Here is a 24,990-nt window from a genome sequence, read left to right as displayed (position 1 = left end):
TCTTCGGGCCGCGTTCACGCGGCGTTGGTCGCCGGGCACGCCGCCGCCTCCACGATCGGCGGGTGCGCATCGTGCAGCTCGCCAATTTCTACGGCCCGCGCTCCGGGGGGCTGCGCACCGCGCTGCACCACCTGGGGGAGGGGTACGTCGGCTCCGGGCACGAGGTGGTGCTGATCGTGCCCGGCCCGCGCCGCACCGAGGAGGTGCTGCCCACCGGCGCCGTGCGGATCACCCTGCCCGCGCTGCCGATTCCCGGCACCGGCGGGTACCGCGCCGCCGACCCGCGCCGGGTCGCCGACGTGCTGGCCGGGCTGCGGCCGGACGTGCTCGAGGTCTCCGACCGGCTCACGCTGCGCGGCTTCGGCCGCTGGGCGCGCAGGCGCGGCGTGGCGGGGGTGATGATCTCGCACGAGCGGCTGGACCGGCTGCTCGGCCAGGTGCTGCCCGGCCCGGCGGCCAGGGCGTGCGCCGACATCGCCAACCGGCGTACCGCCGAGCAGTACGACGTCGTCGTCTGCACCACCGAGTTCGCCCGCGCCGAGTTCCGCCGGATCGACGCCCCGAATGTGGAGTTGGTACCGCTCGGCGTGGACCTGGAGCTCTTCAGCCCGGACCGGGTGGACGCGGGGCTGCGCGCCGAGCTCGGCGTGGCCGGGCACCCGCTGCTGGTGCACTGCGGCAGGCTCTCGGTGGAGAAGCGGGTGGACCGGAGCATCGAGGCGATCGGTGCGCTGGCCGACGCCGGGATCGGCGCGCGGCTGGTGGTGGCCGGTGACGGGCCGCGCCGGGAGGCGCTGGAGCGGCGCGCCCGGCTGCTGCCCGCGCTGCCCGGCGGCGCGCCCGCGGTGCGCTTCACCGGCTTCATCTCCGACCGCAACCGGGTCGCCTCCCTGCTCGCCACGGCCGATGTCTCGCTGGCGCCCGGCCCGCACGAGACCTTCGGGCTGGCCGCGCTGGAGGCGCTGGCCGCGGGGACGCCGGTGGTCGCCAGCCGCTCCTCCGCGCTCGCCGACATCGTCACCGCGGAGTGCGGCGCCGTCGCCGCCGACGACCCCGCCGCCTTCGCCCGCGCCGTTGACGGCGTGCTCGCCATGCCGACGGTCGGCCGCAGGCTGGCCGCGCGGCACCGGGCCGAGCAGTTCACCTGGGGACGGGCGGTCGCCGGGATGCTCGCGGTGCTGGCCCGCTGAGCACGGCCGCACCGGAGCGGCGAGCGTGCCGAAGTACCCTGCGACGACGGGACGCCCGCTGACGAGAGGAACGTGCTGTGGCTGTGGTGGGTATCCGACGGCGCCGCAAGGTGACCGTTCGGAATGCGAAGGCGCTGGTGACCGGGGCCGCGAGCGGGATAGGGCGGGCCACCGCGGTGGCGCTGGCGGAGCAGGGCGGACAGCTCGTGCTCACCGACATCGACGAGCAAGGGCTGACCGAGACCGCCGACCTGGTCCGGGCGGCGGGCGGGACGGTGCTCGCGCTCCGCGCGCTCGACATCACCGACCACGACGCGGTCACCGCGTTCGCCGAGGCGGTGCACAGCGAGCACGTCGCGCTGGACCTCGTGCTGAACATCGCGGGTACCTCGGCCTGGGGCACGGTGGAGAACCTGGAGCACCGGCACTGGCGGCGCATGGTCGAGGTCAACCTGATGGGCCCGATCCACGTCATCGAGACCTTCGTGCCGCCGATGGTCAGGGCCGGGCGCGGCGGCGCGCTGGTGAACGTCTCCTCGGCGGCCGGGTTGATCGCGCTGCCGTGGCACGCCGCCTACAGCGCGAGCAAGTTCGGCATCCGCGGCGTCTCCGAGGTGCTCCGCTTCGACCTGGCCCCGCACGGCATCTCGGTGCACGTGGTCGCGCCGGGCGCGGTGAACACGCCGCTGGTGCGCTCCTTCGAGCTGGTCGGCGTGGACAAGGAGGACCCGCGGGTGCGCCGGCTGCACGACCGCTTCACCGGGCACGCCGTCGCCCCGGAGAAGGTCGCCGCCGCCATCGTGAAGGGCGTCGAGAAGGACCGCTTCCTCGTCTTCACCTCGTTCGACATCCGCTTCGCCTACTGGTGGAAGCGGAAGTTCGCGCTGCCGTACGAGTTCGTGATCGGGCAGGCGGCGCAGTACTTCGCGCGGCTGCTGCGCGAGCCGCGGCGCTAGCTAGCCGACGCTCTCCATCGGCTCGCACGCGCCGTCCGGGGCCGGGTCGCACACGGTGCTCTCCTGGCAGTTCAGGTGCACGTCGAGCACCCGGGCGCCCGGCCCGTCGTTGCCGAGCCGGTCGCCCTCGTTGACCAGCCTGCAGCTGCCGAGCGAGAGGCAGCCGCAGCCGATGCAGCCGGTCAGGTTGTCGCGCAGCCGGACCAGCTGGGTGATCCGGTCGTCCAGGTCGGTGCGCCAGGCGGTGGAGAGCGTCTCCCAGTCGCGGCGGGTCGGGGTGCGGCCCGCGGGCAGCCGGTCGAGCGCGTCCCTGATCTCGCTGAGCGGGATGCCGACTCGCTGCGAGATCCGGATGAAGGCCACCCGGCGCAGCGTCTCCCTGGTGTAGCGTCGCTGGTTCCCGCTGGTGCGGCGGCTCGAGATGAGACCTTCGCGCTCGTAGAAGTGCAGGGCGGACACGGCTACTCCGCTCCGCTCGGAGAGTTGACCGGGGGTCAGCTCCTTCGCACGCCAATCGGCAGTCGTCATCGGACTCCTCCATTCACCTCAACAATACTTCAGGTTGCTTCCGTCCGGGACCGAATCGCCGTGCCGTGCGCCGCGGGTGCGACTACGGTCGGTACATGGACGAAGGGGAAGGGCACGAGGCGAAGGTCCGGCTCGCGGTGACCTCCGAGGTCGGCAGGTTGCGCGCGGTGCTGCTGCACCGCCCCGGCGACGAGCTGCGCAGGCTCACCCCGCGCAACAACGACCAGCTGCTCTTCGACGCCATCCCGTGGGTCGAGCGGGCGCAGCAGGAGCACGACACCTTCGCGGACGTGCTGCGCGACCGCGGGGTCGAGGTGCTGCTGCTCGGCGAGCTGCTCGCCGAGACGCTGGGGGTGAGCGGCGCCGCGCGGGTCCAGGGCATCGCGGGCGCGGTGGACGCGCGCAGGCTCGGCCACCCGCTCGCCGATGAGCTCGCCGCCTACCTGCGCGGGGTGCCGGGGCCGGAGCTGGCGAACGTGCTGATCGCCGGGATGACCTTCGACGAGCTGCCGTTCGGCCCGGACGCCGCCTCGCTGGTGCGCCGCATGCACCACGGCAGCGACTTCGTGATCGACCCGCTGCCCAACCTCATGTTCACCAGGGACTCCTCGTTCTGGGTCGGGCCGCGGGTGGCGATCACCGCGCTGGCGCTGCCCGCGCGCGGCCGGGAGACCTCGCTCACCGACCTGATCTACGCCTTCCACCCGCGCTTCCTCGGGGTGCGGCGGGCCTACGAATCGCACACCGCGCCGATCGAGGGCGGCGACGTGCTGCTCCTCGCGCCCGGCGTGGTCGCGGTCGGGGTGGGCGAGCGCACCACCCCGGCCGGGGCGGAGGCGCTGGCGCGCAGCCTCTTCGACGACGACCTGGCGCACACCGTGCTGGTGGTGCCGATCGCACAGAACCGGGCCACCATGCACCTGGACACCGTCTGCACCATGGTCGACACCGACGCGGTGGTCATGTACCCGGCGGTCCGCGATTCGCTGAACGCCTTCACCATCCGCCGCGAACCCGGCTACGGCGGTCGTACCGGCGACGGCGGGGTGAGCATGGCCGGGCCCGACCCGTTCCTGCCCGCCGCGGCCGAGGCCATGGGGATCGGCAAGCTCCGGGTGATCGACACCGGGCTGGACGGCGTTACCGCCGAGCGCGAGCAGTGGGACGACGGCAACAACACGCTCGCGCTCGCGCCCGGCGTCGTCGTCGCCTACGAGCGCAACGAGATGACCAATGCCAGGCTGCGCGATGCCGGGATCGAGGTGCTGCCGATCCCCGGCTCGGAGATCGGCTCCGGGCGCGGCGGCCCGCGCTGCCTGTCCTGCCCGATCGCCCGCGACGGGGTGTGAGCCGTGCTCGAGTTCGAGATCACCCACGACTCCGCGGTGCCGCCCTACGAGCAGCTGCGGATCGGCGTCGTCGCCCAGGTGCGCTCCGGGGCGCTCACCGCGGGCACCAAGATCCCGACGGTGCGGGCGCTGGCCGGGCAGCTCGGGCTGGCCCCGAACACCGTGGCCCGCGCCTACCGGGAGCTGGAAGCCGACGGGGTACTGGAGACCAGGGGCAGGCAGGGCACCTTCATCGCCTCCTCCGGCGACCCCACCCGCGACCTCGCGGGCCGGGCCGCCACCGAGTACGTCGCCGCGATCCGGCGGCTCGGCCTGGACGACCGCAGTGCGCTGCGCTACATACGCTCCGCGCTCGAGGCCGCGCCGCCGCCCGGCTGACCGGCCCGGATCCGCGGCCTGCGCCCGGCCCACGGCCGGGCCACCTCCAGCGCCGCCGCCAGGTCGAGCAGCTGGTCCTCGCGCAGCCTGCGCCCGCCGAGCTGGACCCCGAGCGGGAGGCCGTCGTCGTCGACGCCGAGCGGGAGGTTGACGGCGGGCTGGCCGGACCAGTTGTAGATCTGGGTGTAGGCGATCAGCGGGGTGAGCTGGGCCAGCGCACCGGCATTGTTGACCGGGGTCTCCCAGTCCACCTGGAAGGTGCCGTGCGGCGGCGGCAGGAAGTCGGTCATCGGCGGGGTGCGCCGCGCGGTGGTCGGGGTGAGCAGGACGTCCAGCCGCTGCTCGTCCCACCAGCGGTCCCAGCCGACCACCACGGACTGGTGGTACTCGGCGAACTCCAGCGCCATCGTCCCGGTGAAGGCGCCGCCGAGTTCGGCGATCGCCCACACCACCGGCCCGACGTCGCGCTGGGTGACCGGCCTGCCGACCAGCGCGCCGATGGTGTCCAGGGTGCGGGCCAGCCCGATCAGCGCCGGGCTGGCCGGAATGCCGTACTGCCAGTTGTGCGCGCCGATGTCGTAGCGCGGCGGCTGTACCGGGACCACGGTGTGGCCCAGCTCGGCGAGTGCGGTCGCGGCCTCCTCGGCGGCCCGCGCGTTCTGCGGGTCGGTCTCGATCCCGGCCAGCGGCGGGGTGGTGGCGAGCCCGATCCGCAGCGGGCCCTGCACGCCGGAGGTCTCGGCGCGGACCGGCGGGAACGGGTCGCCGGGGCGGCGCCCCTCGACCAGCGGGAGCAGCGCGGCGGAGTCCCGCACCGAGCGGGTGAGCACGAACTCCTCACCCCAGGAGAGGTCGACCGCCATGGTCGGCCCGGCGTGCGGGCCGAGCGAGATCCGGCCGCGGGTGGCCTTGAGCGCGACCACCCCGTTCAGCGCGGCGGGCATGCGCAGCGAGCCGCCGCCGTCGTTGCCGTGCGCCAGCGGGACCAGGTGCGCGGCGACCGCGGCCGCCGAGCCGCTGCTCGACGCGCCGGTGGAGTACTCCGGGTTCCACGGGTTGCGCGGCATGGTCTTCACTTCGGGGTCGTGCGTCCCCATGACCACGCCCATGAGCGGGGTGCGGCTGCGGCCGAGGAAGGCGAAGCCCGCGTCGCGCAGGCTCTCGGCCAGGTAGGTGGTGGTGTCGGAGACGTGGTCGCGCAGCAGCGGCACCCCGCCGTGGCTGAACGGGTAGCCCGCGAGCTGCAGGTGGTAGTCCTTGAGCAGCATCGGCACGCCGGGGAAGGGCGCGTCCTTCGCGACCGTGCGGGCCTGCTCGAGCGCGTACTCGAAGGTCCGGGTGAGCACGGTGTCCAGCTGCGGGTCGAGCCGTTCGACGGCCTCGATCGCGGCTCGCACCAGGTCGGCAGGGGTGGCCTGGCCGGTGTGCACGAGTTCGGCCTGGGCGGTGGCGTCCAGCTCGGCGATCTCCATGGTGTCCTTCCGGTGGGCGGTCCCCTCCATCGAAAGGTATGCCGTCGCGGCACGGTCAAGTCAGCGCCAGCTGGGCAGCCAGAGGTGGTCGTGCCAGTTGCCCGGCGTGATCGGCAGCGCGGTGAGGATCGGCCAGAGCCAGACGAAGTTCGCGATCACCAGCCCCAGGTAGAGGCAGACGGCGAGCAGCCCGAGGCTGTGCCGCTCGCTCGGCACCGCGGGTTTCGCCGCGCCGCGCAGCCGGGGCAACCGCCGATCCGGGCCGAGCACGTCGCCGAGCACCAGCGCGACCCCCATCACCAGGAACGGCGCCAGCGCGACGGCGTAGAAGTAGTACATTTGCCGGTCCAGGGTGAGGAACCAGGGCAGCCAGGCCGCGCCGTAGCCGACCAGCACCGCGCCGTACCGCCAGTCCCTGCGGACGACGCCGCGCCAGATCATCCAGGCCAGCGCCGGGAACGCGATCCACCACAGCGCCGGGGTGCCGACCAGCATGACCGCCTTGACGCACTGGGTCTGGCCGCAGCCGGTGACGCCGCCGTCGGCGTAGTAGTAGAGCATCGGCCGCAGCCCCATCGGCCAGGTCCACGGCTTGGACTCCCACGGGTGGTGGTTGCCCGCCGAGTTGGTGAGCTCGGAGTGGAAGCGCAGGCTCTCGCCGCTGTAGAACCAGAGCGAGCGGAGGGCGTCCGGCACGAAGGCGAACGGCCCGCCGGTGCCGACCTGGTTCCCGACCGCCCAGCGGTACACCCCGACCTCGCTCGCGAACCACGCCGCGTAGCTGCCCAGGTACACCACCAGCGGAATCAGCACCAGCGCGTACAGCGCGGGCCCGACATCGCGGACCAGCGTGCCGAGCCACGGCCGCGGCACCCCGTAGGTGCGCCGCGCCGCCACGTCGAAGGCCACGCTGAGCAGCCCGAACGCCATCACGAAGTAGATCGACGACCACTTGGTGCCGCAGGCGAGCCCGAGCAGCACCCCCGCCCCGAACCGCCACCAGCGCACCCCGACCCGCGGCCCCCACGCGGTGAACGCGGCCCTGCCCTCGAAATCGGCGAGCGCCAACCGGTGTCTGACCTCGTCCCGGTCCACGATCAGGCAGCCGAAGGCGGCGACCACGAAGAGCGCCATGAAGATGTCGAGCATGCCGATCCGGGAGGAGACGAAGGTCAGCCCGTCCGCGATCAGCAGCAGCCCGGCGATCGCGCCGACCAGCGTCGAGCGCGCCATCCGGCGCACGATCCGGATCACCAGCAGCACCAGCAGGGTCCCCGCGACCGCCGCGGAGAAGCGCCAGCCCCACGCGTTGTAGCCGAAGATCGCCTCGCCGATGGCGATCAGCTGCTTGCCCACCGGCGGGTGCACCACCAGGCCGTAGCCGGGGTTGTCCTCGACGCCGTTGCCGGTGAGCATCTGCCAGGCCTGCGGCGCGTAGTGCTTCTCGTCGAAGACCGGGGTGCCCGCGTCGGTGGGGTAGCCGAGGTAGGCGAAGCGGGTGATCGCGGCGATCAGCGTGAGCACGCCGGTGACGATCCAGCCGCGCGCGGTGTCGACCGGGCCGAAGTCCGGGACCGGGCGCCGCGGCGCCGGACTCGACCGCGCGGGTGGGGGCACGGGGGGCGCCGTCGCGCGCGGGCCGGTCACCTGGGTCACGCCCCGATCGTAGGCGGTGGAGAATGGAGCACCGTGACCGAACCGGGCAGGCTGGTACTGGCGGCGACGCCGATGGGCGAGATCGGCGACGCCTCGCAGCGGCTGCGCGACGCGCTCGGCGCCGCCGACGTGATCGCGGCCGAGGACACCAGGCGCACCCGCTCGCTGGCGAAGGCGCTCGGCGTCGAGATCACCGGCCGGGTGGTCAGTTTCTACGACCACGTCGAGGCGGCCCGGATCCCCGCGCTGCTCGCCGAGATCGCCGACGGCAGGACCGTGCTGCTGGTCACCGACGCGGGCATGCCGTCGGTCAGCGACCCCGGCTACCGCCTCGTCGCCGCCTGCGCCGAGCGCGACCTCCCGGTCACCTGCCTGCCCGGGCCCTCCGCGGTGACCACCGCGCTCGCGCTCTCCGCGCTCCCCGTCGAGCGGTTCTGCTTCGACGGCTTCGCCCCGCGCAAGCAGGGCGCCCGCCGCGAATGGCTCGGCACGCTGCGCACCGAGCCGCGCGCCTGCGTCTTCTTCGAGGCGCCGCACCGCCTCGCCGACTGTCTCGCGGACGCCGTCGCCGTGCTCGGCCCAGACCGCCGCGCCGCCGTCTGCCGCGAACTCACCAAGACCTACGAGGAGGTCGTCCGCGGCACCCTCGGCGAGCTCGCGGCCTGGGCCGCCGACGGCGCCCGCGGCGAGATCACCGTCGTCCTCGCCGGCGCCGCGCCGGTCTCCCTCGATCCGGCCGACCTGGTCGACGAGGTCGAGGCCAGGGTCGCCGCGGGCATCCGCCTCAAGGACGCCTGCGCCGACCTCGCCGCCGAGACCGGCGCCCCCCGCCGCGCCCTCTACGACGCCGTCCTCGCCGCCCGCCGCGCCGACGCACCCGGCTGGCCGGGAGGTATGCGGGAATCGCCGGGACGACGCATGATCGGGACATGACCTCTCTGGAGAGCAAGGCCAAGACGTTCCTGGAACTGCACCGCCCCGGCACCCCCGCCGTCCTCCCCACCGTGTGGGACGCGTGGTCGGCGAATCTCGCCGTCGCCGCCGGGTTCTCCGCGCTCACCGTCGGCAGCCACCCGGTCGCCGATTCCATCGGCAGGCCGGACGGGGAGGGGATGAGCTACACCGAGCTGCTCACCCGGGCCAGGCAGATCACCGAGGCCGTCGACGTCCCGGTCTCGGTCGACATCGAGTCCGGGTACGGGCTGGAGCCCGCGCAGCTCATCGACGGGCTGCTGGAAGCCGGGGCGATCGGCCTCAATATCGAGGACACCGTGCACAGCGAGGGCAAGCGGCTGCGCGGGGCCGAGGAGCACGCCGACCTCGTCCGCGGTCTCCGCCAGTTCGCCGATGCGGCGGGCGTGCACGTCGTCGTCAACGCCCGCACCGACCTCTTCCTCCGCCAGGACGGCGACGAGAGCGATCGCGTCGACCGCGCCATCGCCCGACTGAACCTCGCCGTCGAGGCGGGCGCCGATGTCCTCTACCCGGTCGGCAGGCACAGCGACGCCGACCTCCGCCGCCTCACCGCCGAGCTCCCGAAGCCGGTGAACGCCATCGGCATTCCCGACGCCCCGAACCTGAAGGAGCTCGCCGACGCCGGGGTCGCCCGGGTCAGCTTCGGCCCGTTCCTGCAGGCGGCGTTGGCCAAGGAGGCCGACCGCCTCTTCGGCGCCTGGAAGTAGGCGCCGCGTCGCCGACCCCGCGCCGTAATCACCGGTGCGGGGTCGGCGGTCGGGTCGCGATTGGGGTACCCCGCTACTCGCGATTCGACGCCGTGCCCGGACCTAGCCTTGATGCCTCCTCGTACCCTCCACCTCGGAAATCGGAGACATCATGCCTGGTCCAACCCATGTTCTCGCGGGCGAGAAACTCATCGTGCTGCGCGCCCCCGCCCGCGCGGTGCTGCCCGAACCCAATATCGGCCCCGCGGCCCTGCCCGCCGAGACCGCCGCCGACGTCCGCGTCGACATCGACGAGATCACCCCGGCGACGCTGCGTTCGGTCGCCGCCGATCCGACCGTCGTCGGCTTCGGCCCGGCGATGCCGATGCGGCTCGTCGAGCCGACCGCACGCGGCGGCCCCGCGCCCGCGGCGGCCGGGCCGACCTGGGGCGTCGCCGCCGTCGGCGCGACGACCTCCCCGTTCACCGGCACCGGCATCACCGTCGCGGTGCTCGACACCGGCATCGAACCTGACCACCCGGCCTTCACCGGCGTCACCCTGGTCACCAAGGATTTCACCGGCAACGGGTCGGCGCACGACAAGAACGGCCACGGCACGCACTGCGCAGGAACGATCTTCGGCCGCGACGTCGGCGGCACGCGGATCGGCGTCGCGCGCGGCGTGACCAGGGCGCTGATCGGCAAGGTCCTCGGCCCCGGCGGGGGCGGCAGCGACACGATCGCGGAGGCGATCCTGTGGGCGCGCGACAATGGCGCGCACGTGATCTCGATGTCGCTCGGCATCGATTTCCCCGGCTACGTCGAAGGCCTGGTCACCGAGCGCCGCCTGCCGATCCCGGTGGCGACCTCACTGGCGCTGCGCGCCTACACCGCCAACATCAAACTGTTCGAGACGCTGTCGCAGTTCCTCACCGCGGGGGTCGGCCAGCCGATGGTCGTCGCGGCCACCGGCAACGAGAGCGGCAGGCACCGCACGCCCCCGTTCGAGATCGACGTCGCCCCGCCCGCCGCGGCGACCGGCATCATCGCCGTCGGCGCGCTCGGCCGCACCCCGCGGGGCCAGGCCGTCGCGCCGTTCTCCAATGCCCGCGCGACCGTCTCCGCGCCCGGTGTCGACATCGAGAGCGCCGGCCTCGGCGGCGGCATCGAGAGCATGAGCGGCACCAGCATGGCCACCCCGCACGTCGCAGGCGTCGCGGCGCTGTGGGCACAGAAGCTGGCCGCGCAGGGCAGGCTCGCCCCGCTGGTCCTGCAGGCCAAGCTGATCGGCGAGGCCACCTTCGACGGGCTCGCCCCCGACACCGACCCCGCCGACATCGGCGCCGGACTCGTCCGCGCCCCCCAGTCCTGAGCACCCTTCCGCACGGAGCACATCATGACCACCATCGATTCCGCGCCCGGCCGCCTGCTCGAGCGCACCGAGATCCCCTCCGACATCCGCCGACTCGTGCACGCGATCCCCGGCCAGGCGCAGCACGCCGTCGACCCCGCCGCGGCGCTCGCGGGCGGCGCGGCCACCACCACCCCGTACCGCCCGCCGTGGGCGACCTACGCCGAGCCCGCGGTGGCCGAGACCTTCACCCTCGACGGCCAGGTCTTCGCCGAGCCGCTCGTGCACGAGGAACCCAACCCGATGCTGTACCCCATGTGCACCGTCGGCATCGTGTTGAACGGCGACGGCTCGCGCGCCAGCGGTGTCCTGGTCGGCCCCAACCTGATGCTCACCGCGGGCCACGTGGCGCCGTGGGGCGCGAGCAGCTGGAGCATGGAGTTCGTCCCCGCCTTCCGCCTCGGCGACCGCCCCTTCGGCTCCTCGTTCGTGCAGAGCTACTGGGGCTTCAACCCCGGCGGCAACGGCCCCACCGGCTACGACTACGTCATCTGCAAGCTCTTCAACCCGCTCGGCACCGTGCTCGGCTGGATGGGCTCGCAGTCGTGGGGTGACGAGGACGAGTACTCCCGCCACCGCTACGTCTCCTCCGGCTACCCCGGCACCTTCGGTGGGCGTCCCGCCGTCGAGCTGAACATGGGCATCCGCGACATCGATGACGACAGCCCGGGCAAGGAGCTCGAGTTCGCGCTGCGCCCCGACCTCGGCCCCGGCTGGTCGGGCGGACCGCTGTGGGTGCACACCCCCAACCCGTTCGTGGTGGGGGTGTGCAGCGGGCAGGAGAAGGACGGCCTCGACCCCACCCGCGTGGTGTTCGCCGGGGGGAGGGGGATGGTCGACGTCATCCAGCACGGGCTGACCCACATGCGGCCGTGACGACACCGCCCTGACCGGCGGCTACTTCGGCTCGACGTACCGCGGGAAAACCGCCTCCGGCTCGGGCAGCTGCACCCCCGCGGCCAGCGGGACGGCGAGGTCGGCGAAGTTCCGACCCGACTGCCCGAGCAGATCGAGAATCCGGCCCGCCGAGCCCGGGATCACCGGCTGGACAAGGATCGCGACGATCCGCACGACCTCCAGCGTCACGTAGAGCACCGTGCCCTCGCGGGCGGTGTCACCCGCCTTGGCCAGCGCCCACGGCTGCTGAGCCGAGAAGTACCTGTTCGCCTCGCCGAGCGTCAACCAGAGCAGCTCCAGCGCGAGATGCAGCTGCTGCCCGTCGTATTCGGCGCGCACCTGCTCGAGCAGCCCGTTGGCCCGGTCGAGCAGGGCCTGATCCTCCGCGGTGAACTCGCCGGGCGTCGGGACGACGGAGGCGAAGTCGCGGGCGACCATCTTCAGGCTGCGCTGCACCAGGTTGCCGAACTCGTTGGCGAGGTCGGTGTTGATCCGCCCGACGATGGCCTCGTGGCTGTAGTTGCCGTCCTGCCCGTAGGAGATCTCGCGGAGCAGGAAGAAGCGGACGGCGTCCAGGCCGTAGGTCTCGACGAGGGCGAGCGGGTCGACGACGTTGCCGACCGACTTCGACATCTTCTCGCCCCTGTTGTACAGGAACCCGTGCACGAACACGCGTTTCGGCAGCTCCAGCCCGGCGGAGAGCAGGAAGGCGGGCCAGTAGACGGTGTGGAAGCGGGTGATGTCCTTGCCGATGATGTGCACATCGGCGGGCCAGAAGCGCTGGTAGGACTCGGATTCGGTGTCCGGGAAGCCGACGCCGGTGAGGTAGTTGGTGAGCGCGTCGACCCAGACGTACATGACGTGGTCCGGGTGGCCGGGGACCGGGACGCCCCAGTCGAAGGTGGTGCGCGAGATGGAGAGGTCCTTGAGCCCGGCCTTGACGTAGCTGATGATCTCGTTGCGCCGGGTCGCGGGGGCGATGAACTCGGGGTGCTCCTCGTAGAGCGCGAGCAGCCGGTCCTGGTAGGCGGAGAGCCGGAAGAAGAAGTTCGACTCCTCGGTCCAGGTGACCGGGGTGTTGGTCTCGGTGGAGTAGCGGACGCCGTCGCGCAGCTCCGTCTCCTCCTCGGTGTAGAACGCCTCGTCGCGCACCGAGTACCAGCCCGAGTAGTTGCCCAGGTAGATGTCGCCGTTGGCGAGCATGCGCTCCCAGATGGCGACGCTGGCGGCGAGGTGATCGCTGTCGGTGGTGCGGATGAAGCGGTCGTAGGAGATGTCGAGCGCCTTGTCCATGGCCTCGAAGACGTCGGAGTTCCGCGCGGCGAGCTCCTCCACCGGGACGCCCTCGGCCTGCGCGGTCTGCTGCATCTTCTGGCCGTGCTCGTCGGTGCCGGTCATGAAGAAGACGTCGTATCCGTCGAGCCGCTTGAACCGGGCGAGCGCGTCCGACGAGATGTACTCGTACGCGTGCCCGATGTGCGGAGCGCCGTTCGGATAGGCGATGGCCGTGGTGAGGTAGAAGGCTTCGCTCATGGTGTGTCTACTGTAATGCGCGTGCCTGCCCCGCTTCCCCTCGATATCGCCCGGAGCCCCCGATGAGCCGTACGCGCCCCGCGCCGGAGCCGCCGGAGCCGCTCGCGCCGCTGGTGGACGCGCACACGCACATCGACGCCTGCGGCGCCACCGACCCCGCGGGCGTCGCTGCGCTGGCCGACCGGGCGGCCGCGGTCGGGGTCGGCACGATCGTGACGGTCGCCGACGACCTGGCGGCCGCGCGGTTCGCGGTCGAGGCCGCGCACTGGGACGAGCGGGTGTACGCGGCGGTCGCGCTGCACCCGACCCGGGCGAACGCGCTCGACGATGCCGCGAAGGCCGAGTTGGAGCGGCTGGCGGCGGACCCGCGGGTGGTCGCCGTCGGCGAGACCGGGCTCGACTACTACTGGCCGGGCAAGCTGGAGGGCTGCGCCGACGTGGAGACCCAGGTCGAGGGGTTCCGCTGGCATATCGACCTGGCCAAGCGGCTGGGCAAGCCGCTCATGATCCACAACCGGGAGGCCGACCACGACCTGCTCGCCGTCCTGCTGGACGAGGGCGCCCCGGAGACGGTCATCTTCCACTGCTTCTCCGGCGACACGAACATGGCGCTGGCCTGCGTGGCCGAGGGGTACGTGCTGAGCTTCTCCGGCACCGTGAGCTTCAAGAACGCGCACGAGTTGCGGGAGGCGGCGCAGGTGGTGCCCGCCGCGCAGCTGCTGGTCGAGACCGACGCGCCGTACCTGACGCCGCACCCGTTCCGGGGCGCGCCGAACGAGTCCTACTGCCTGCCGTACACGGTGCGGGCGCTGGCCGAGGTGCGCGGCGATGACCCCGCGGAGCTGGCCGAGATCAGCACCGCCAATGCCAGGCGGGTGTACCGGCTGCGGTAACCGCCGACCCTCAGGGGTTTCCGGCTGTTCATGATCGAAAACTGTAGTGTGTCCTGGGTCACTTTCATCGCGACCGGGGCGTTATCTACCTGCGGCTGCGATATCGCGCCGTGACCTGGAAGGACGCTGTTCAGATTCGCGCGGTTGCCGAGAGCGGCTCGCTTCGTTACCGTCTTGTGACCATGTCGCACTTCACGCGGATCAACCGGTCGCGTTCGCCGCTGCTGTACAGCGCGGTGGCCGCCCTGTTGCTCACGCTGATCGTGGGCTCGGCGCTCGCCATCGTGAACCGCAAGACGGTGACCATCGTCGTCGACGGCGAGCAGACCATCTTCACCACGATGTCCACCGATGTCGGCGGCGTGCTCCGCGCCGCGGGGTTCGAGCTGAGCGACCGCGACCTCGTCCTGCCCGGGGTCGGCAACGGGCTCTCGGACGGCGCCACCATCACCGTGAACCGGGCCCGCGAGATCGAGCTCTCGATCGACGGCAAGCCGGAGAAGGTCTGGACCACCGGGCTCACCGCCGGGGACGCGCTGGCCCAGCTCGACGTGCCCGCCGACATGTACGTCTGGCCCGAACGCGGCGACCGGCTGCCGCTGGCGGGCGGCTCGCTGCAGATCGCGAGCCCGCGCGCGGTGTCGCTGGCCGACGGGGGCGCCGCCGCCGTCGACCTGCGGCTGGCCGCGCCGACCGTGGGCGAGCTGCTCCGGGTCGCGGGCGTGCCGCTGCAGCAGCAGGACACCGTCGAGCCCGCCGCGGCCACCCCGCTCGTGGACGGCATGCGGGTCACCGTCACCCGCACCAGGACCGAGCAGCGCACCGAGACCATGCCGCTGCCGCCGCCGGAGACCGTGATCGAGGATCCGGAGCTGAATCAGAGCCGCACCGTCGTCGAGAACAAGGGCGTGCCCGGCGTTCAGGACGTGACCTTCGCGGTGACCACCGTGAACGGCCTGGAGATCGGGCGTGAGCAGGTCGGCGCCACGGTCAGCGTGCCCGCGCAGCCCAAGACGGTGCGCAAGGGCACCAAGCCGGGCACCGAGGTGCCTCCGGTGCGCGACGGCGCGGTCTGGGACGCGCTCGCCAAGTGCGAGGCCAACGGGAACTGGTCGATCAACACCGGCAACGGCTACTACGGCGGCATCCAGTTCGACCAGAGCACCTGGGAGCGGCAGGGCGGCACCAAGTACGCGCCGCGCGCCGACCTGGCCACCCGCGAGGAGCAGATCGCCATCGCCGAGGTGACCAGGGCGCGGCAGGGCTGGGGCGCCTGGCCCGCCTGCACCGCTCGGCTCGGCATCGGCGATTGATAGGTTCCCGGGGTGCCCGAACCCGAAGGTAACCCCGAGTCCGACTCCGGTGCGCGCGGGAAGGCGGCGCTGCTCGGCCCGGCCGAGGTGCGGGTGCTGGCCGAGCGGTTCGGCATCCGGCCGACCAAGCAGCTCGGGCAGAACTTCGTGCACGACGCCAATACCGTGCGGCGGATCGTCGCCGCGGCGGGCGTCGGGGCGGGGGACACCGTGCTCGAGGTCGGGCCGGGGCTCGGGTCGCTGACGCTGGCGCTGCTCGACGTGGTGCGCAGCGTGGTCGCGGTGGAGATCGATCCGGCGCTGGCCGCGGCGCTGCCCGGCACCGTCGTCGACCGCGCGCCCGAGCTGGCCGAGCGGCTGCACGTGGTGCGGGCCGACGCGCTGCGGGTCAGCGCGGGTGAGCTGCCGGTCGCGCCGACCGCGCTGGTGGCGAACCTGCCGTACAACGTCGCGGTGCCGGTGCTGCTGCACCTGCTCGCCGAGCTGCCCGGGTTGACCACCGCGCTGGTGATGGTGCAGGCCGAGGTGGCGGATCGGCTGGCGGCGCCGCCGGGGAGCCGGGTGTACGGGGTGCCGTCGGTGAAGGCGGGGTTCTTCGGGGCCGTGCGCCGGGCGGGCGCGGTGGGGACGCAGGTGTTCTGGCCGGTGCCGCGGGTGGAGTCCGGGCTGGTGCGGATCGACCGCTACGCCGAGCCGCCGTGGGCCACCGACGCCGCGCACCGCGCGCGGGTCTTCCCGGTGATCGACGCCGCCTTCGCTCAGCGCCGCAAGACGCTGCGCGCCGCGCTCGCCGGGTGGGCGGGGTCCGCCGCCGAAGCCGAGCGCAGGCTGCGCGCGGCGGGGATCGATCCCGCCGCGCGCGGGGAGACGCTGGACACCGCCGCCTACGTCCGGCTGGCGGAACAGGGCTGAATCGCGGCCGCCGTCCCGGCGCAGGCCCGCGGGCGATCAGCCGTGCCCGTGCCCGTGCCCGTGCTCGCCGGAACCGGAGCCGTGCTCGTTGCCGTGCCCGTCATCGGACGGCTGCTCGGCCACCGAGGCGGTGAACTCCGCGGTGTGCACCCGGCCCCCGTGCTTGAAGTCCAGGTACAGCAGGTAGTCGCCGGTGCTCGGCGCCTCCGCGTGGAACGCGACCTCGGGTCCGGGCGGGGTGCGCCCGACCTCGCCCTCCGGGTGCACGTGCAGGTAGGCCAGGTCCGCGGCGCGCAGCGCGACCAGGTGGGCGTAGGCGCCGAGGTACGGCTCCAGATCGGTGACCGGGGCCCCGTTCCGCCGGACCGTGAAGCGCAGCTCGCTGCCCGCGGTGCTCAGGTCACCGGTCAGCGTGACCTCGTACCCGTCCACCCGCGCCACCGCGGCGGGCGGCGGCACCGGCTGCGGCGCGACCGCACCCGCGACCTCGACGGTCCGGCTGAGCACCAGCTCGTCCGCCCCCTCGGGGGCGAAGTCGGCGAAGACCCGGTAGCTGCCCGGCTCGGCCCAGCTCCAGTCGATCGACCAGACCCCGTCCGGGCTCATGGCCGGGTGCACGTGCCGGTACCCGGCGCCGTCGCTCCGCACCACGATCAGGTGCAGCTTCTCGTCGTGCCTGGTGGCGAAGCGGGTGACCGCGGCGCCGTCCCGGTCGGTGATCCGGAAGCGGAGCGCGCCGGGCGCCTTCGGCTCGCCGGGCGCCTCGATCGCGGTGAGCGTGTACCCGTCGGCGCTGTCCGCGAGGCCGGGGGCGGCGGCGGGCGCGGCGGGCTCGGAGTCCGGCGCCGCGAGCTTGCCGATGCCGAGCGCCACCGCGAAGACCGCCACCAGCGCGACCCCGAAGCCTGCGAGCTTGAGCCGGTCGGACATCAGCGCGCGACCTCGTAACCGGCCTCGTCGACGGCGGCCTGCACGGCGTCGTCGGCGAGCGCGCCGGTGCTCGCCACCGTCACAGCGCCGGACTCCAGGTCGACGTCCACCCCGGTGACGCCATCGATCTTGCCGATCTCGGACTTCACCGCGGCGGCACAGTGGCCGCAGGTCATCCCGGTGACGGTGTAGGTGGTGCTCGGCATCTCGGCTCCTGTGCTCGTCGGATGGGTCGGACACCGGCGGGGCGATACTGCCCGGGGGTATCCCGAACTCCGACGATACCCCCGCCCGGTATCGAACCGCAATGCGCGGGGGCCGGGCGTCCGGCCGGGGCAGCGGTTAGGCTCGGCTACCGTGCTGTCAGTTGTCCCGAGCCCCCTCACCGTGCGCGCACCCTCCAAGGTGAACCTGCATCTCGGCGTCGGCGACTTACGCCAGGACGGCTACCACGATCTCACCACCGTCTTCCAGGCGCTCTCGCTCACCGACGACGTCCGGATCGCCCCGGCGGGCTCGCTCACCGTGAAGGTCTCCGGCGAGGGCGCCGCGGACGTCCCCACCGACCGCACCAACCTGGTCTGGAAGGCCGCGGTGCGGCTGGCGCACCTGGCCGGGCGGGCGCCGCTGGTGGAGATCGCCATCGGCAAGGGCATCCCGGTGGCGGGCGGCATGGCGGGCGGCAGCGCCGACGCGGCGGCCGCGCTGGTCGGGCTGGACGCGCTCTGGGAGCTCGGGCTCGGCCGGGACGACCTCGCCGGTATCGCCGCCGAGCTCGGCAGCGACGTGCCGTTCGCGCTGCACGGCGGGACCGCGCTCGGCACCGGCCGGGGCGAGCGGCTGCTCCCGGTGCTGGCCCGCAACACCTTCCACTGGGTGCTCGCGCTGGCCAAGGGCGGGCTCTCGACGCCAGCGGTCTTCGCCGAGCTGGACCGGCTGCGCGCGCAGGGCGACCCGCCGCGGCTCGGCGAGCCGCAGCAGCTCATCCAGGCGCTCGCGGGCGGCGATGCCGCGGTGCTGGCGCCGCTGCTCGGCAACGACATGCAGGCGGCGGCGCTCTCGCTGAAGCCGGAGCTGCGCCGCACCCTGCGCGCCGGGGTCACCGCGGGTGCGCTGGCCGGGATCGTCTCCGGCTCCGGGCCGACCTGCGCCTTCCTCTGCGAGAGCGCGGACGCCGCGGTCTCCGTCGCCGCCGAACTCGCGGGGGCAGGCGTCTGCCGCAGCGTGCGCACCGCGACCGGCCCGGTCCCCGGCGCGCGCATCGTCCCCGGCGAGGACGCGAAATAGCGCCGATCATTCGGCGCGGCGGGCGCGGGTGGGGGGGCTCGCCCGAGCCGCGGCTGCGCTGCCGGTGCCGATGCGTCCAGTAGGACCGGTGCCCGGCGATGCCGCGGAGCGGACCCCGGAGCCCCGCGCTCACCGGCCCCGAGCGCCCGCTCGGTAATCTGGACCGTCGGTTTCCCGCGTTTCCCCGGAAGGATCCATGTCCAACCTGATCAACCTGGAGCAGGTGTCGAAGAGCTTCGGCATCAAGCCGCTGCTCGACGGCGTCTCGCTCGGTGTGCACGCCGGGGAGCGGATCGGCGTCGTCGGCCTGAACGGCGGCGGCAAGACCACCCTGCTTGAGGTGCTGACCGGGCTGGAGGAGCCGGACGGCGGCCGGGTGAGCAGGGTGGGCGGGCTGCGCATGGCGGTGGTGACCCAGCGCGGCGTGCTGCCGGAGGGCGCGACGGTCGGCTCGGTGGTGCTGGCCGGGCTCGCCGACGAGGCGGGCGTGCACGCGGGCGAGCTGGCCGAGCACGAGTACGCCGCCAACCCGCGGATCCGCGGCGTGCTGGACGGCATCGGCATCGCCGGGCTCGGCCTGGAGACCTCGGTCGGGTCGCTCTCCGGCGGCGAGCGCCGCCGGGTCGCGCTGGCCGCCGCGCTGGTCCGCGAGCTCGACCTGCTGGTCCTGGACGAGCCGACCAACCACCTCGACGTCGAGGGCGTGCAGTGGCTGGCCGAGCACCTGCTCTCCCGGCGCAGCGCGCTCGTCGTCGTCACCCACGACCGCTGGTTCCTCGACACCGTCGCCACCCGCACCTGGGAGGTCGTCGGCGGCAAGGTGGAGAGCTACGAGGGCGGCTACGGCGACTGGATCTTCGCCCGCGCCGAGCGGGCGCGGCAGGCCGACGCCACCGAATCCCGCCGCCGCAACCTGGCCCGCAAGGAGCTGGCCTGGCTGCGCCGCGGCCCGCAGGCCCGCACCTCCAAGCCGCGCTACCGGGTGGAGGCGGCGGAGGCGCTGATCGCGGACGTCCCGGAGCCGCGGGACAGCGTCTCGCTGGCGAGCTTCGCGCGCAAGCGGCTGGGCCGCGTGGTGGTCGAGCTGGAGGAGGTCGCGCTGGCCACCCCGGACGGCCGCGAGCTGCTCCGCGACCTCACCTGGCGGCTGGCCCCCGGCGAGCGGGTCGGCCTGGTCGGGGTGAACGGCAGCGGCAAGACCACGCTGCTGCGCGCGCTCGCGGGCGACGCCGAGCTGGTCGCGGGCAAGCGAATTCAGGGCCAGACGGTCCGGATCGGCTGGCTGCGCCAAGAGCTCGACGACCTGCCGGTGGAGATGCGGGTGCTGGAGGCGGTGCAGCAGGTGGCGCAGCGGATCGAGCTCGGCGACGGCTACGAGCTCTCCGCCGGGCAGCTCGCCGAGCGGCTCGGCTTCACCCCGGCGCGGCAGCGCACCCCGGTGCGCGACCTCTCCGGCGGCGAGCGGCGCAGGCTGCAGCTCACCCGCATCCTGATGTCCGAGCCGAACGTGCTGCTGCTCGACGAGCCCACCAACGACCTGGACATCGACACCCTGCAGCAGCTGGAGGACCTGCTCGACAACTGGGCGGGCACGCTCGTGGTGATCAGCCACGACCGCTACCTGATCGAGCGGATCTGCGACTCCACCTGGGCGCTCTTCGGCGACGGCGGGCTCACCAACCTGCCCGGCGGGATCGAGGAGTACCTGCGCAAGCGGGCCGCGCTCGGCGCCGCCCCCGCGCGCAGGGGGGCTGCCGCGCCCGCGGCCGAGGAGCCGAGGTCGGCCGTCGACCCGGCCGCCTACCGGGCCGCGCGCAAGGAGCTGACCCGGCTGGAACGCGCGCTGGACAAGCTCACCGAGCGCGAGCGGACGCTGCACGACGCCCTGCTCGCCGCCGCCACCGAGCCGGACCGGCTGGCGACGCTGAACGCCGAGCTGGTTCAGGTCAGCGCCGAGAAGGCGACCACGGAGGAGCGCTGGATGGAGCTGGCCGAGGAGTTCTAGCAGGCCGCGGGAGCCGTTGATCGGCCGCGGGCGGCGGAGCCGTCAGCTCGACTCGGCGGTGCGCCCGTCCACGACCACCGGCAGGCAGGTGCGCACGAAGTCGGTGCCGAAGCCGCTGAGTAGCACGCTCCGGTACTGCACCTTGGCTCCGCGCCCGGACCGCTTGAGCAGGTCCCGCACCGCGGCCTGGGCCTCGATGATCTGGTAGCGGTTCGGGTTGCCGACCGGCTCCCGGTCGAACTCGATCAGCCCGAGCCTGCGCAGGTTGGTCTGGTACTGCTGGATCCGGTTCGGGAAGCGTAGCCCGGCGTGCTCGCCGAGCACCGTGATCCCGGTGATCTTCCGGTCCGAGCCGAGCGTGCGCGGGCGGCCGAGCCGGATGTCGATGGCGGGCTGCGGGCCGTCCAGGTGCAGGAAGCGCAGCACCCGCGCCTCGTCCGGGGTGAGCTCGGCGAGGATGCGGGCGAAGGCCGGGTGGATCTCGGTGGGCTCGGCGCTGGTGCTGGCCGAGAGCCGGAGCAGCGCGGCCCCCTGCTCGCGCAGCGTCGGCACGCCGTCGCCGCCCGCGTGCTCGGCGTCGACCCCGAGCACCCGGCGCAGCCGCTCGCGCACCTCGGACTCGGCCTCCGCCAGCACCTCCCGCGGCGGGTTGCCCGCCATGCTGCCCCGGACAACGGTCGAGGTGACGCCGAGCGCGGTGTCGACGGTCCAGGTGGTCACCTCGGAGGCGGCGGTCCAGGCCACCCGCGCCACGCCGGTGGCGGCGCGCACGGTCTCCCGCGGCGTGATCGGCACGATCCGCTTCGCCTGCCCGGAGAGCGCGATCTCCCGGCGCGGCGGGGCGCCGAGCACCTCCGGTTCGCCGTCCTGCCGGGCGGGGACCCCGCCGCTCTCGGGCGTACCCGGATCGCTCACAGCCATGTGGTTGCCACTCCCGTTCCGAAGACCAGGATATGAGCGTATCCGGCAATCAGCCCCAGCACGCCGCCATGGACGAAAAGCAGCCACTCGTCCTGCTTGATCGCGGCGCGCAGCATGTCCACGAAGTCGGGTGGTGAGAGCGCCGCCATCTGCTTGGCGATGTACTCGTTGACCTGCTTGCCCTGCTGCTGGTTGAAGTCCGGATCGGCGAATGCGATCGGCGCGATGGCCATCGCCTCGCTGGTGAAGGTGTTCTGCAGGGTGTCGTAGTCGCGGCTGCCGAGCATGAACTTGACCGCGGGCCGCGCCGGGCCGAGCGCGCGGTCGGCGGCCGGGCGCAGCGTGTCCTCCAGCATCTGCATGGTGCGGTCCGAGCGCGGGCCGTTCAGCAGCTCGTCGCCGATATTGGCGAGCGTGATCACCTGGGTGGAGACCAGCTCGGCGTAGCCGTCGGTGATCTCGCCCTGCCGCTTGATCAGCAGCCCCTGCCGCCACGGGCACCACCACTTGGGGTAGGCCGGGGCGAAGATCATGTTCAGCCCGACCCAGTTCACCACCCAGCCGATCACGATGCCGCCGACCGGCAGCACCACCAGGGTGGACCAGCCGGTCAGGTGCAGGATCCCGACCAGCAGCACGCCCATCGGGGCACCGAAATAGAAGCCGAAATTCTGCATGAAGCGCAGTTCCTTGGCGCCGAGCACCTGGAAGAGCTGGTTCAGCAGTTGCGGCCTGGCCTGGAAATAGCGGATCACCATCTGCTTCACATCGAGCAGCTGATCGATGTTCTCGCCCAATTCCAGGGTGAGTTCGCGGAGAATATCCGGCAGCTGCTGCTTGACCCGCTCGTGCACCTTCTCGCGCACTTGCGCGGGCAGGTTGAACCAGAGCTGTGGATGCTCGCGGCGCAGGATTTCCTCGACGATGTCGCGGATCTGCGCGTCGGCCACCCGGGTGAGATGTTCGGCGAGCTTTTCCGGGTCCAGCTCGCGATAGAAGTCGGAGACGCTGCCCAGTTTCGAGAGCCCCTTGTCGACCGCGATACTCGCCATCTTGTCCGCGCGCGAGGGCACGATGCCCTGCCAGCCCAGCCTGCCGTCGTAGCTCAGCAGCGGCAGGATCTGAATTCGCTTGGGCAGGTAGGGAAACAATGCGCGAAGTCCGGGCAGCCGGAAGCCGTGGAACGCGATCGGCCGGAACAGCATGAGGATGCCGGTCCAGTTGGTGATATAGCCGATGACGCCGGTGAAAAGCGGGATGGTCAACAGCTCGAGGAGAATGGTCGGATGGACCCCGAAAGCACTCTCCAACACGACTTCCTCCTGCCGACACACCAGTGATCGCCGCCGCACCGGCACCCCAAACTAGCACCAGGGCGGCGGCGGAACCGCACGGTGCGCCCGAATGCGCGGGTCCGGCATACCGGTCGCGGGCGCGGGGCAATATTCTGGGGGCGGTTTCCATCCGCGGGTCGAGAAGTTCGGAGTAGGACGTGGCAGACGACAGAACCGGACGGACCGCCACCGGGCAGGCCGCACCGGGTCAGAACCTGATCAGGCCGGGCAGCCGCGAGGTGGAGCGCAGCGCCGATGTCGAGCAGCGGCAGATCAGCAACGAGGCGCGGCTGATCCGCGGGGTGTTCCGGGCCGCGGGGGTGGCGGCGGGGTCGGTGGTGCGCGGCGGGCAGTGGGCCGTCGGCACCGGCTACGAGGTGACCCGCGAGATCGCCCAGGCGGCGCTGGACGGCGAGTCCTCCGCCGATATCGCCGAGCGCACCGGCAATGCGCTGCGCTCGATCGCGCGCAGCGCGCTCGGCGTCACCGAGGGGTCGGTGCGCGAGATCGTCAGCTACGTGCCGACGCCGAACGGCAGCGGGGGCGGCGCCGCGCCGCCGCAGCAGCAGGCGCTGGTGATCGGGCCGAACCTGCGCTCGGCCAGCTCCGAGGAGCTGCGCCGCCGCGGCGACGCGCTGCTGGCCCGCTCGGCCGACGTCTACTTCACCGAGGACGTGCACCCGGCCTACGACCGGATCCTGGACGAGCTCGCCCCCGACGAGGCGCGGATCCTGCGCTTCATGGCGTTGAACGGCGCGCAGCCCGCGGTGGACGTGCGCACCAACCGCCCGCTCGGCATCGGCTCCGAGCTGGTCCAGGGCGACCTCACCTCGGTGCCGGAGCAGGCGGGGGTGCGCTACCCGGACCGGTCCCGCGCGTACCTGATCAACCTGAACCGGCTCGGCCTCACCCGGACCTCGGACGACCCGGTGGTGCTGAGCCGCTACATGGTGCTCGAGGTGCAGCCCTCGGTCGAGGCGGCGCTGAAGAAGGCGGGGCGGGCGCCGAAGATTGTGCGCAAGAGCCTCCGGCTCACCGAGTTCGGCGAGGACTTCTGCCGCACCTGTTTCACGATCGCGACCTGACCGCCGCGGTGCGTCGCCCGCCGCGGTGATAGCGATCTGATACAAATCTTCGCGATTCGGTCGAGCGGGTGCGAGCGGATGGGATCGTGGAGTCATGGACCAGGAGCGCAGCGAAACGGCCGGTGGCGCGGCCGAGCCGCGCGGGGCGGGTGCCCCGGGCGGCGCCCGCGCGCGCCCGGCCGCCGTAACCGATCGGCCCGCCGCCGCCGACCGGCCGCAGGGCGACGGCCCGATCGCCGCGGGCGGCAGGCGGATGGGGCCCGCGGGCCAGGCCGCCGCAGGGCGGATCTCGGCTGAAGCCCCGCCTGCCGAGGCCGGCCCCGTCCGAGCCGCGCGCCGCGCGCGAGACGGGCAGCGCGCCTCCGCAGGCGCGGATTCCGCTGATGAGTGGGCCACCCCGGCCGGCACCGGAGCCCGACGCGCGGAGCCGCCCGCTGCGGCGGCCGGTGCAGGCACCCGACGCGGTGAGCCGCCCGCCGCCGAGGCCGGTGCAGGCACCCGACGCGGGGAGTCGCAAGCCGCCGAGGCGGGTGCAGGCCCCCCGCGCGACGGCCGGGCCGACGCGGGTGCGGCGGCCGCCGAGCCCGCTCGGATCGGGGCGGATTCCGACCTCTCCCGGGTCGGGCTCGACGGCCCGGGCGGGCTGCCGCGCACCGACGGCGGCGCGGACCGCAGCGCGGCCGCCGACGTCGCCGCGATCGAGCGGCTCAAGTTCCGCTACCTGCGCACCCTGGACACCAAGGCCTGGGACGAGTTCGCCGACACCATGATCCCGGAGGCGACCGCCACCTACAGCGAGTACCTGCAGTTCGAGTCGCGCGAGGCCTTCCTCGCCTTCCTGCGCAACACCCTCGGCCCGCACGTGATCACCGAGCACCGCTGCGACCACCCGGAGATCGACGTGGACGGCGACACCGCCACCGGCACCTGGTACCTCGCCGATACCGTGCTGATCCCGGCGCACAACATGCTGCTGCGCGGCGCCGCCTTCTACACCGACCGCTACCGGCGCTGCGACGACGGCCGCTGGCGCATCGCGCACACCGGCTACGAGCGCACCTACGAGGTGGTGCTCTCGCTCAGCGACCTGCCCAGCCTGCGGCTGACCGCCAGCCGCTGGGGGCTGCTCGCGGGCGAGGACGGCATCGCCCCGCTGCAGCGCGACCCCGGCGGCACCGGCTAGTTGTGATGTCCAGGGAGGTTGTCCTGCCCCACGTGGGTGAGTCGATGTGACAGGTGAAGGCCCCCGGTAGTGAAGTGGAGCTGTCTAGGAACCGCT

At 73.1% G+C, this 24,990-nt stretch carries 23 protein-coding genes; 15 read left to right on the top strand and 8 right to left on the bottom strand.

Annotated features, from left to right (window positions below; all coding sequences use genetic code 11):
• Positions 1–62 precede the first annotated feature (62 nt).
• Together ACFUUZ_RS20460 and ACFUUZ_RS20455 are read left to right on the top strand one after the other, a co-directional pair.
• The gene (locus ACFUUZ_RS20460; protein ID WP_378698442.1) at positions 63–1,190 is read left to right on the top strand and encodes a glycosyltransferase; all 1,128 of its coding nucleotides are present in this window, start codon (positions 63–65) and stop codon (positions 1,188–1,190) included.
• Positions 1,191–1,300: 110 nt separating this feature from the next.
• Positions 1,301–2,146, top strand: coding sequence for an SDR family oxidoreductase (locus ACFUUZ_RS20455; RefSeq protein WP_378698440.1), 846 nt, complete (start codon positions 1,301–1,303; stop codon positions 2,144–2,146).
• On the opposite strand, the gene soxR is transcribed toward ACFUUZ_RS20455, so the two are convergent.
• Entirely contained in the window at positions 2,147–2,674 is a 528-nt protein-coding gene (gene soxR, locus ACFUUZ_RS20450; RefSeq protein ID WP_378698438.1) for a redox-sensitive transcriptional activator SoxR, read from the bottom strand.
• 95 nt (positions 2,675–2,769) lie between these two features.
• On the opposite strand from soxR, the gene ACFUUZ_RS20445 reads away from it, so the two are divergent.
• On the top strand, positions 2,770–4,023 hold the full coding sequence (locus ACFUUZ_RS20445) for an arginine deiminase (RefSeq protein WP_378698436.1): 1,254 nt from the start codon (positions 2,770–2,772) through the stop codon (positions 4,021–4,023).
• A gap of 3 nt (positions 4,024–4,026) precedes the next feature.
• Positions 4,027–4,401, top strand: a complete 375-nt coding sequence (locus ACFUUZ_RS20440) for a GntR family transcriptional regulator (RefSeq protein ID WP_378698434.1) — start codon at positions 4,027–4,029, stop codon at positions 4,399–4,401.
• Here ACFUUZ_RS20440 and ACFUUZ_RS20435 read toward each other — a convergent pair.
• Positions 4,359–5,903 carry an amidase gene (locus ACFUUZ_RS20435; RefSeq protein WP_378698432.1) on the bottom strand — a complete coding sequence of 515 codons (1,545 nt, stop codon included), beginning with the start codon at positions 5,901–5,903 and terminating at the stop codon, positions 4,359–4,361. The genes ACFUUZ_RS20440 and ACFUUZ_RS20435 overlap by 43 nt on opposite strands.
• Before the next feature lie 30 nt (positions 5,904–5,933).
• On the bottom strand, positions 5,934–7,529 hold the full coding sequence (locus ACFUUZ_RS20430) for a dolichyl-phosphate-mannose--protein mannosyltransferase (protein ID WP_378698430.1): 1,596 nt from the start codon (positions 7,527–7,529) through the stop codon (positions 5,934–5,936).
• 33 nt (positions 7,530–7,562) lie between these two features.
• On the opposite strand from ACFUUZ_RS20430, the gene rsmI reads away from it, so the two are divergent.
• From rsmI to ACFUUZ_RS20410, 4 genes are all read left to right on the top strand, one after another.
• Positions 7,563–8,462, top strand: a complete 900-nt coding sequence (rsmI, locus tag ACFUUZ_RS20425; protein ID WP_378698428.1) for a 16S rRNA (cytidine(1402)-2'-O)-methyltransferase — start codon at positions 7,563–7,565, stop codon at positions 8,460–8,462.
• The gene (locus ACFUUZ_RS20420; protein ID WP_378698426.1) at positions 8,459–9,211 is read left to right on the top strand and encodes an isocitrate lyase/phosphoenolpyruvate mutase family protein; all 753 of its coding nucleotides are present in this window, start codon (positions 8,459–8,461) and stop codon (positions 9,209–9,211) included. Before rsmI ends, ACFUUZ_RS20420 begins: the two co-directional genes overlap by 4 nt.
• 151 nt (positions 9,212–9,362) lie before the next feature.
• Complete coding sequence (locus ACFUUZ_RS20415; RefSeq protein WP_378698424.1) at positions 9,363–10,562, top strand: S8 family serine peptidase; 1,200 nt, start codon at positions 9,363–9,365, stop codon at positions 10,560–10,562.
• Positions 10,563–10,586: 24 nt separating this feature from the next.
• Complete coding sequence (locus ACFUUZ_RS20410) at positions 10,587–11,477, top strand: trypsin-like serine peptidase (RefSeq protein ID WP_378698422.1); 891 nt, start codon at positions 10,587–10,589, stop codon at positions 11,475–11,477.
• Between the two features lie 21 nt (positions 11,478–11,498).
• On the opposite strand, the gene metG is transcribed toward ACFUUZ_RS20410, so the two are convergent.
• Positions 11,499–13,031, bottom strand: coding sequence for a methionine--tRNA ligase (gene metG, locus ACFUUZ_RS20405; RefSeq protein ID WP_378698420.1), 1,533 nt, complete (start codon positions 13,029–13,031; stop codon positions 11,499–11,501).
• 62 nt (positions 13,032–13,093) lie between these two features.
• On the opposite strand from metG, the gene ACFUUZ_RS20400 reads away from it, so the two are divergent.
• The 3 genes from ACFUUZ_RS20400 (at position 13,094) to rsmA (ending at position 16,149) form a co-directional block, all read left to right on the top strand.
• Positions 13,094–13,924, top strand: a complete 831-nt coding sequence (locus tag ACFUUZ_RS20400; RefSeq protein WP_378698418.1) for a TatD family hydrolase — start codon at positions 13,094–13,096, stop codon at positions 13,922–13,924.
• Between the two features lie 182 nt (positions 13,925–14,106).
• Positions 14,107–15,237, top strand: coding sequence for a transglycosylase family protein (locus tag ACFUUZ_RS20395; protein ID WP_378698416.1), 1,131 nt, complete (start codon positions 14,107–14,109; stop codon positions 15,235–15,237).
• A 12-nt stretch (positions 15,238–15,249) separates the two neighbouring features.
• Positions 15,250–16,149, top strand: a complete 900-nt coding sequence (gene rsmA / locus ACFUUZ_RS20390; protein ID WP_378698414.1) for a 16S rRNA (adenine(1518)-N(6)/adenine(1519)-N(6))-dimethyltransferase RsmA — start codon at positions 15,250–15,252, stop codon at positions 16,147–16,149.
• A 36-nt stretch (positions 16,150–16,185) separates the two neighbouring features.
• Here the strand turns inward: rsmA and ACFUUZ_RS20385 are convergent, their stop codons facing one another.
• Positions 16,186–17,079: a hypothetical protein gene (locus ACFUUZ_RS20385; protein ID WP_378698412.1), complete on the bottom strand. Its 894-nt coding sequence runs from the start codon at positions 17,077–17,079 to the stop codon at positions 16,186–16,188.
• Positions 17,079–17,285, bottom strand: coding sequence for a heavy-metal-associated domain-containing protein (locus tag ACFUUZ_RS20380; protein ID WP_378698410.1), 207 nt, complete (start codon positions 17,283–17,285; stop codon positions 17,079–17,081). The genes ACFUUZ_RS20385 and ACFUUZ_RS20380 overlap by 1 nt, the downstream gene beginning before the upstream one ends.
• A 151-nt stretch (positions 17,286–17,436) precedes the next feature.
• On the opposite strand from ACFUUZ_RS20380, the gene ACFUUZ_RS20375 reads away from it, so the two are divergent.
• Positions 17,437–18,366, top strand: a complete 930-nt coding sequence (locus ACFUUZ_RS20375; protein WP_378698409.1) for a 4-(cytidine 5'-diphospho)-2-C-methyl-D-erythritol kinase — start codon at positions 17,437–17,439, stop codon at positions 18,364–18,366.
• Between the two features lie 196 nt (positions 18,367–18,562).
• Positions 18,563–20,371 carry an ABC-F family ATP-binding cassette domain-containing protein gene (locus ACFUUZ_RS20370; protein WP_378698407.1) on the top strand — a complete coding sequence of 603 codons (1,809 nt, stop codon included), beginning with the start codon at positions 18,563–18,565 and terminating at the stop codon, positions 20,369–20,371.
• A gap of 42 nt (positions 20,372–20,413) precedes the next feature.
• Here ACFUUZ_RS20370 and ACFUUZ_RS20365 read toward each other — a convergent pair whose 3' ends face one another.
• Positions 20,414–21,292 (bottom strand): Abi-alpha family protein, encoded by an 879-nt coding sequence (locus tag ACFUUZ_RS20365; protein WP_378698405.1) that lies wholly within the window; start codon positions 21,290–21,292, stop codon positions 20,414–20,416.
• A complete protein-coding gene (locus ACFUUZ_RS20360; protein WP_378698403.1) occupies positions 21,283–22,650 on the bottom strand; it encodes a hypothetical protein in 1,368 nt (455 codons plus the stop codon). The genes ACFUUZ_RS20365 and ACFUUZ_RS20360 overlap by 10 nt, the downstream gene beginning before the upstream one ends.
• Positions 22,651–22,784: 134 nt before the next feature.
• Here ACFUUZ_RS20360 and ACFUUZ_RS20355 point away from each other — a divergent pair, with 134 nt between their 5' ends.
• Positions 22,785–23,711 carry a DUF4393 domain-containing protein gene (locus tag ACFUUZ_RS20355; protein ID WP_378698402.1) on the top strand — a complete coding sequence of 309 codons (927 nt, stop codon included), beginning with the start codon at positions 22,785–22,787 and terminating at the stop codon, positions 23,709–23,711.
• Positions 23,712–24,354: 643 nt separating this feature from the next.
• Complete coding sequence (locus ACFUUZ_RS20350; protein ID WP_378698502.1) at positions 24,355–24,894, top strand: nuclear transport factor 2 family protein; 540 nt, start codon at positions 24,355–24,357, stop codon at positions 24,892–24,894.
• Positions 24,895–24,990 lie beyond the last annotated feature (96 nt).

It is taken from the genome of Nocardia sp. NPDC057353 (assembly GCF_042667085.1).
Classification (GTDB): Bacteria; Actinomycetota; Actinomycetes; order Mycobacteriales; family Mycobacteriaceae; genus Nocardia.
Note: the sequence above shows the minus strand (reverse complement) of the source record. Positions and strands in the feature narration are given on the sequence as shown.

What these genes read in the sequence shown, in the direction of transcription:
- ACFUUZ_RS20380 (WP_378698410.1), bottom strand. Translation starts at nt 17,285, where the DNA reads ATGCCGAGCACCACCTACACCGTCACCGGGATGACCTGCGGCCACTGT.
- ACFUUZ_RS20410 (WP_378698422.1), top strand. Translation starts at nt 10,587, where the DNA reads ATGACCACCATCGATTCCGCGCCCGGCCGCCTGCTCGAGCGCACCGAG.
- ACFUUZ_RS20400 (WP_378698418.1), top strand. Translation starts at nt 13,094, where the DNA reads ATGAGCCGTACGCGCCCCGCGCCGGAGCCGCCGGAGCCGCTCGCGCCG.
- ACFUUZ_RS20370 (WP_378698407.1), top strand. Translation starts at nt 18,563, where the DNA reads ATGTCCAACCTGATCAACCTGGAGCAGGTGTCGAAGAGCTTCGGCATC.
- ACFUUZ_RS20420 (WP_378698426.1), top strand. Translation starts at nt 8,459, where the DNA reads ATGACCTCTCTGGAGAGCAAGGCCAAGACGTTCCTGGAACTGCACCGC.
- ACFUUZ_RS20385 (WP_378698412.1), bottom strand. Translation starts at nt 17,079, where the DNA reads ATGTCCGACCGGCTCAAGCTCGCAGGCTTCGGGGTCGCGCTGGTGGCG.
- ACFUUZ_RS20445 (WP_378698436.1), top strand. Translation starts at nt 2,770, where the DNA reads ATGGACGAAGGGGAAGGGCACGAGGCGAAGGTCCGGCTCGCGGTGACC.
- ACFUUZ_RS20395 (WP_378698416.1), top strand. Translation starts at nt 14,107, where the DNA reads ATGTCGCACTTCACGCGGATCAACCGGTCGCGTTCGCCGCTGCTGTAC.
- ACFUUZ_RS20435 (WP_378698432.1), bottom strand. Translation starts at nt 5,903, where the DNA reads ATGGAGGGGACCGCCCACCGGAAGGACACCATGGAGATCGCCGAGCTG.
- metG (WP_378698420.1), bottom strand. Translation starts at nt 13,031, where the DNA reads ATGAGCGAAGCCTTCTACCTCACCACGGCCATCGCCTATCCGAACGGC.
- soxR (WP_378698438.1), bottom strand. Translation starts at nt 2,674, where the DNA reads ATGACGACTGCCGATTGGCGTGCGAAGGAGCTGACCCCCGGTCAACTC.
- ACFUUZ_RS20415 (WP_378698424.1), top strand. Translation starts at nt 9,363, where the DNA reads ATGCCTGGTCCAACCCATGTTCTCGCGGGCGAGAAACTCATCGTGCTG.
- ACFUUZ_RS20365 (WP_378698405.1), bottom strand. Translation starts at nt 21,292, where the DNA reads ATGGCTGTGAGCGATCCGGGTACGCCCGAGAGCGGCGGGGTCCCCGCC.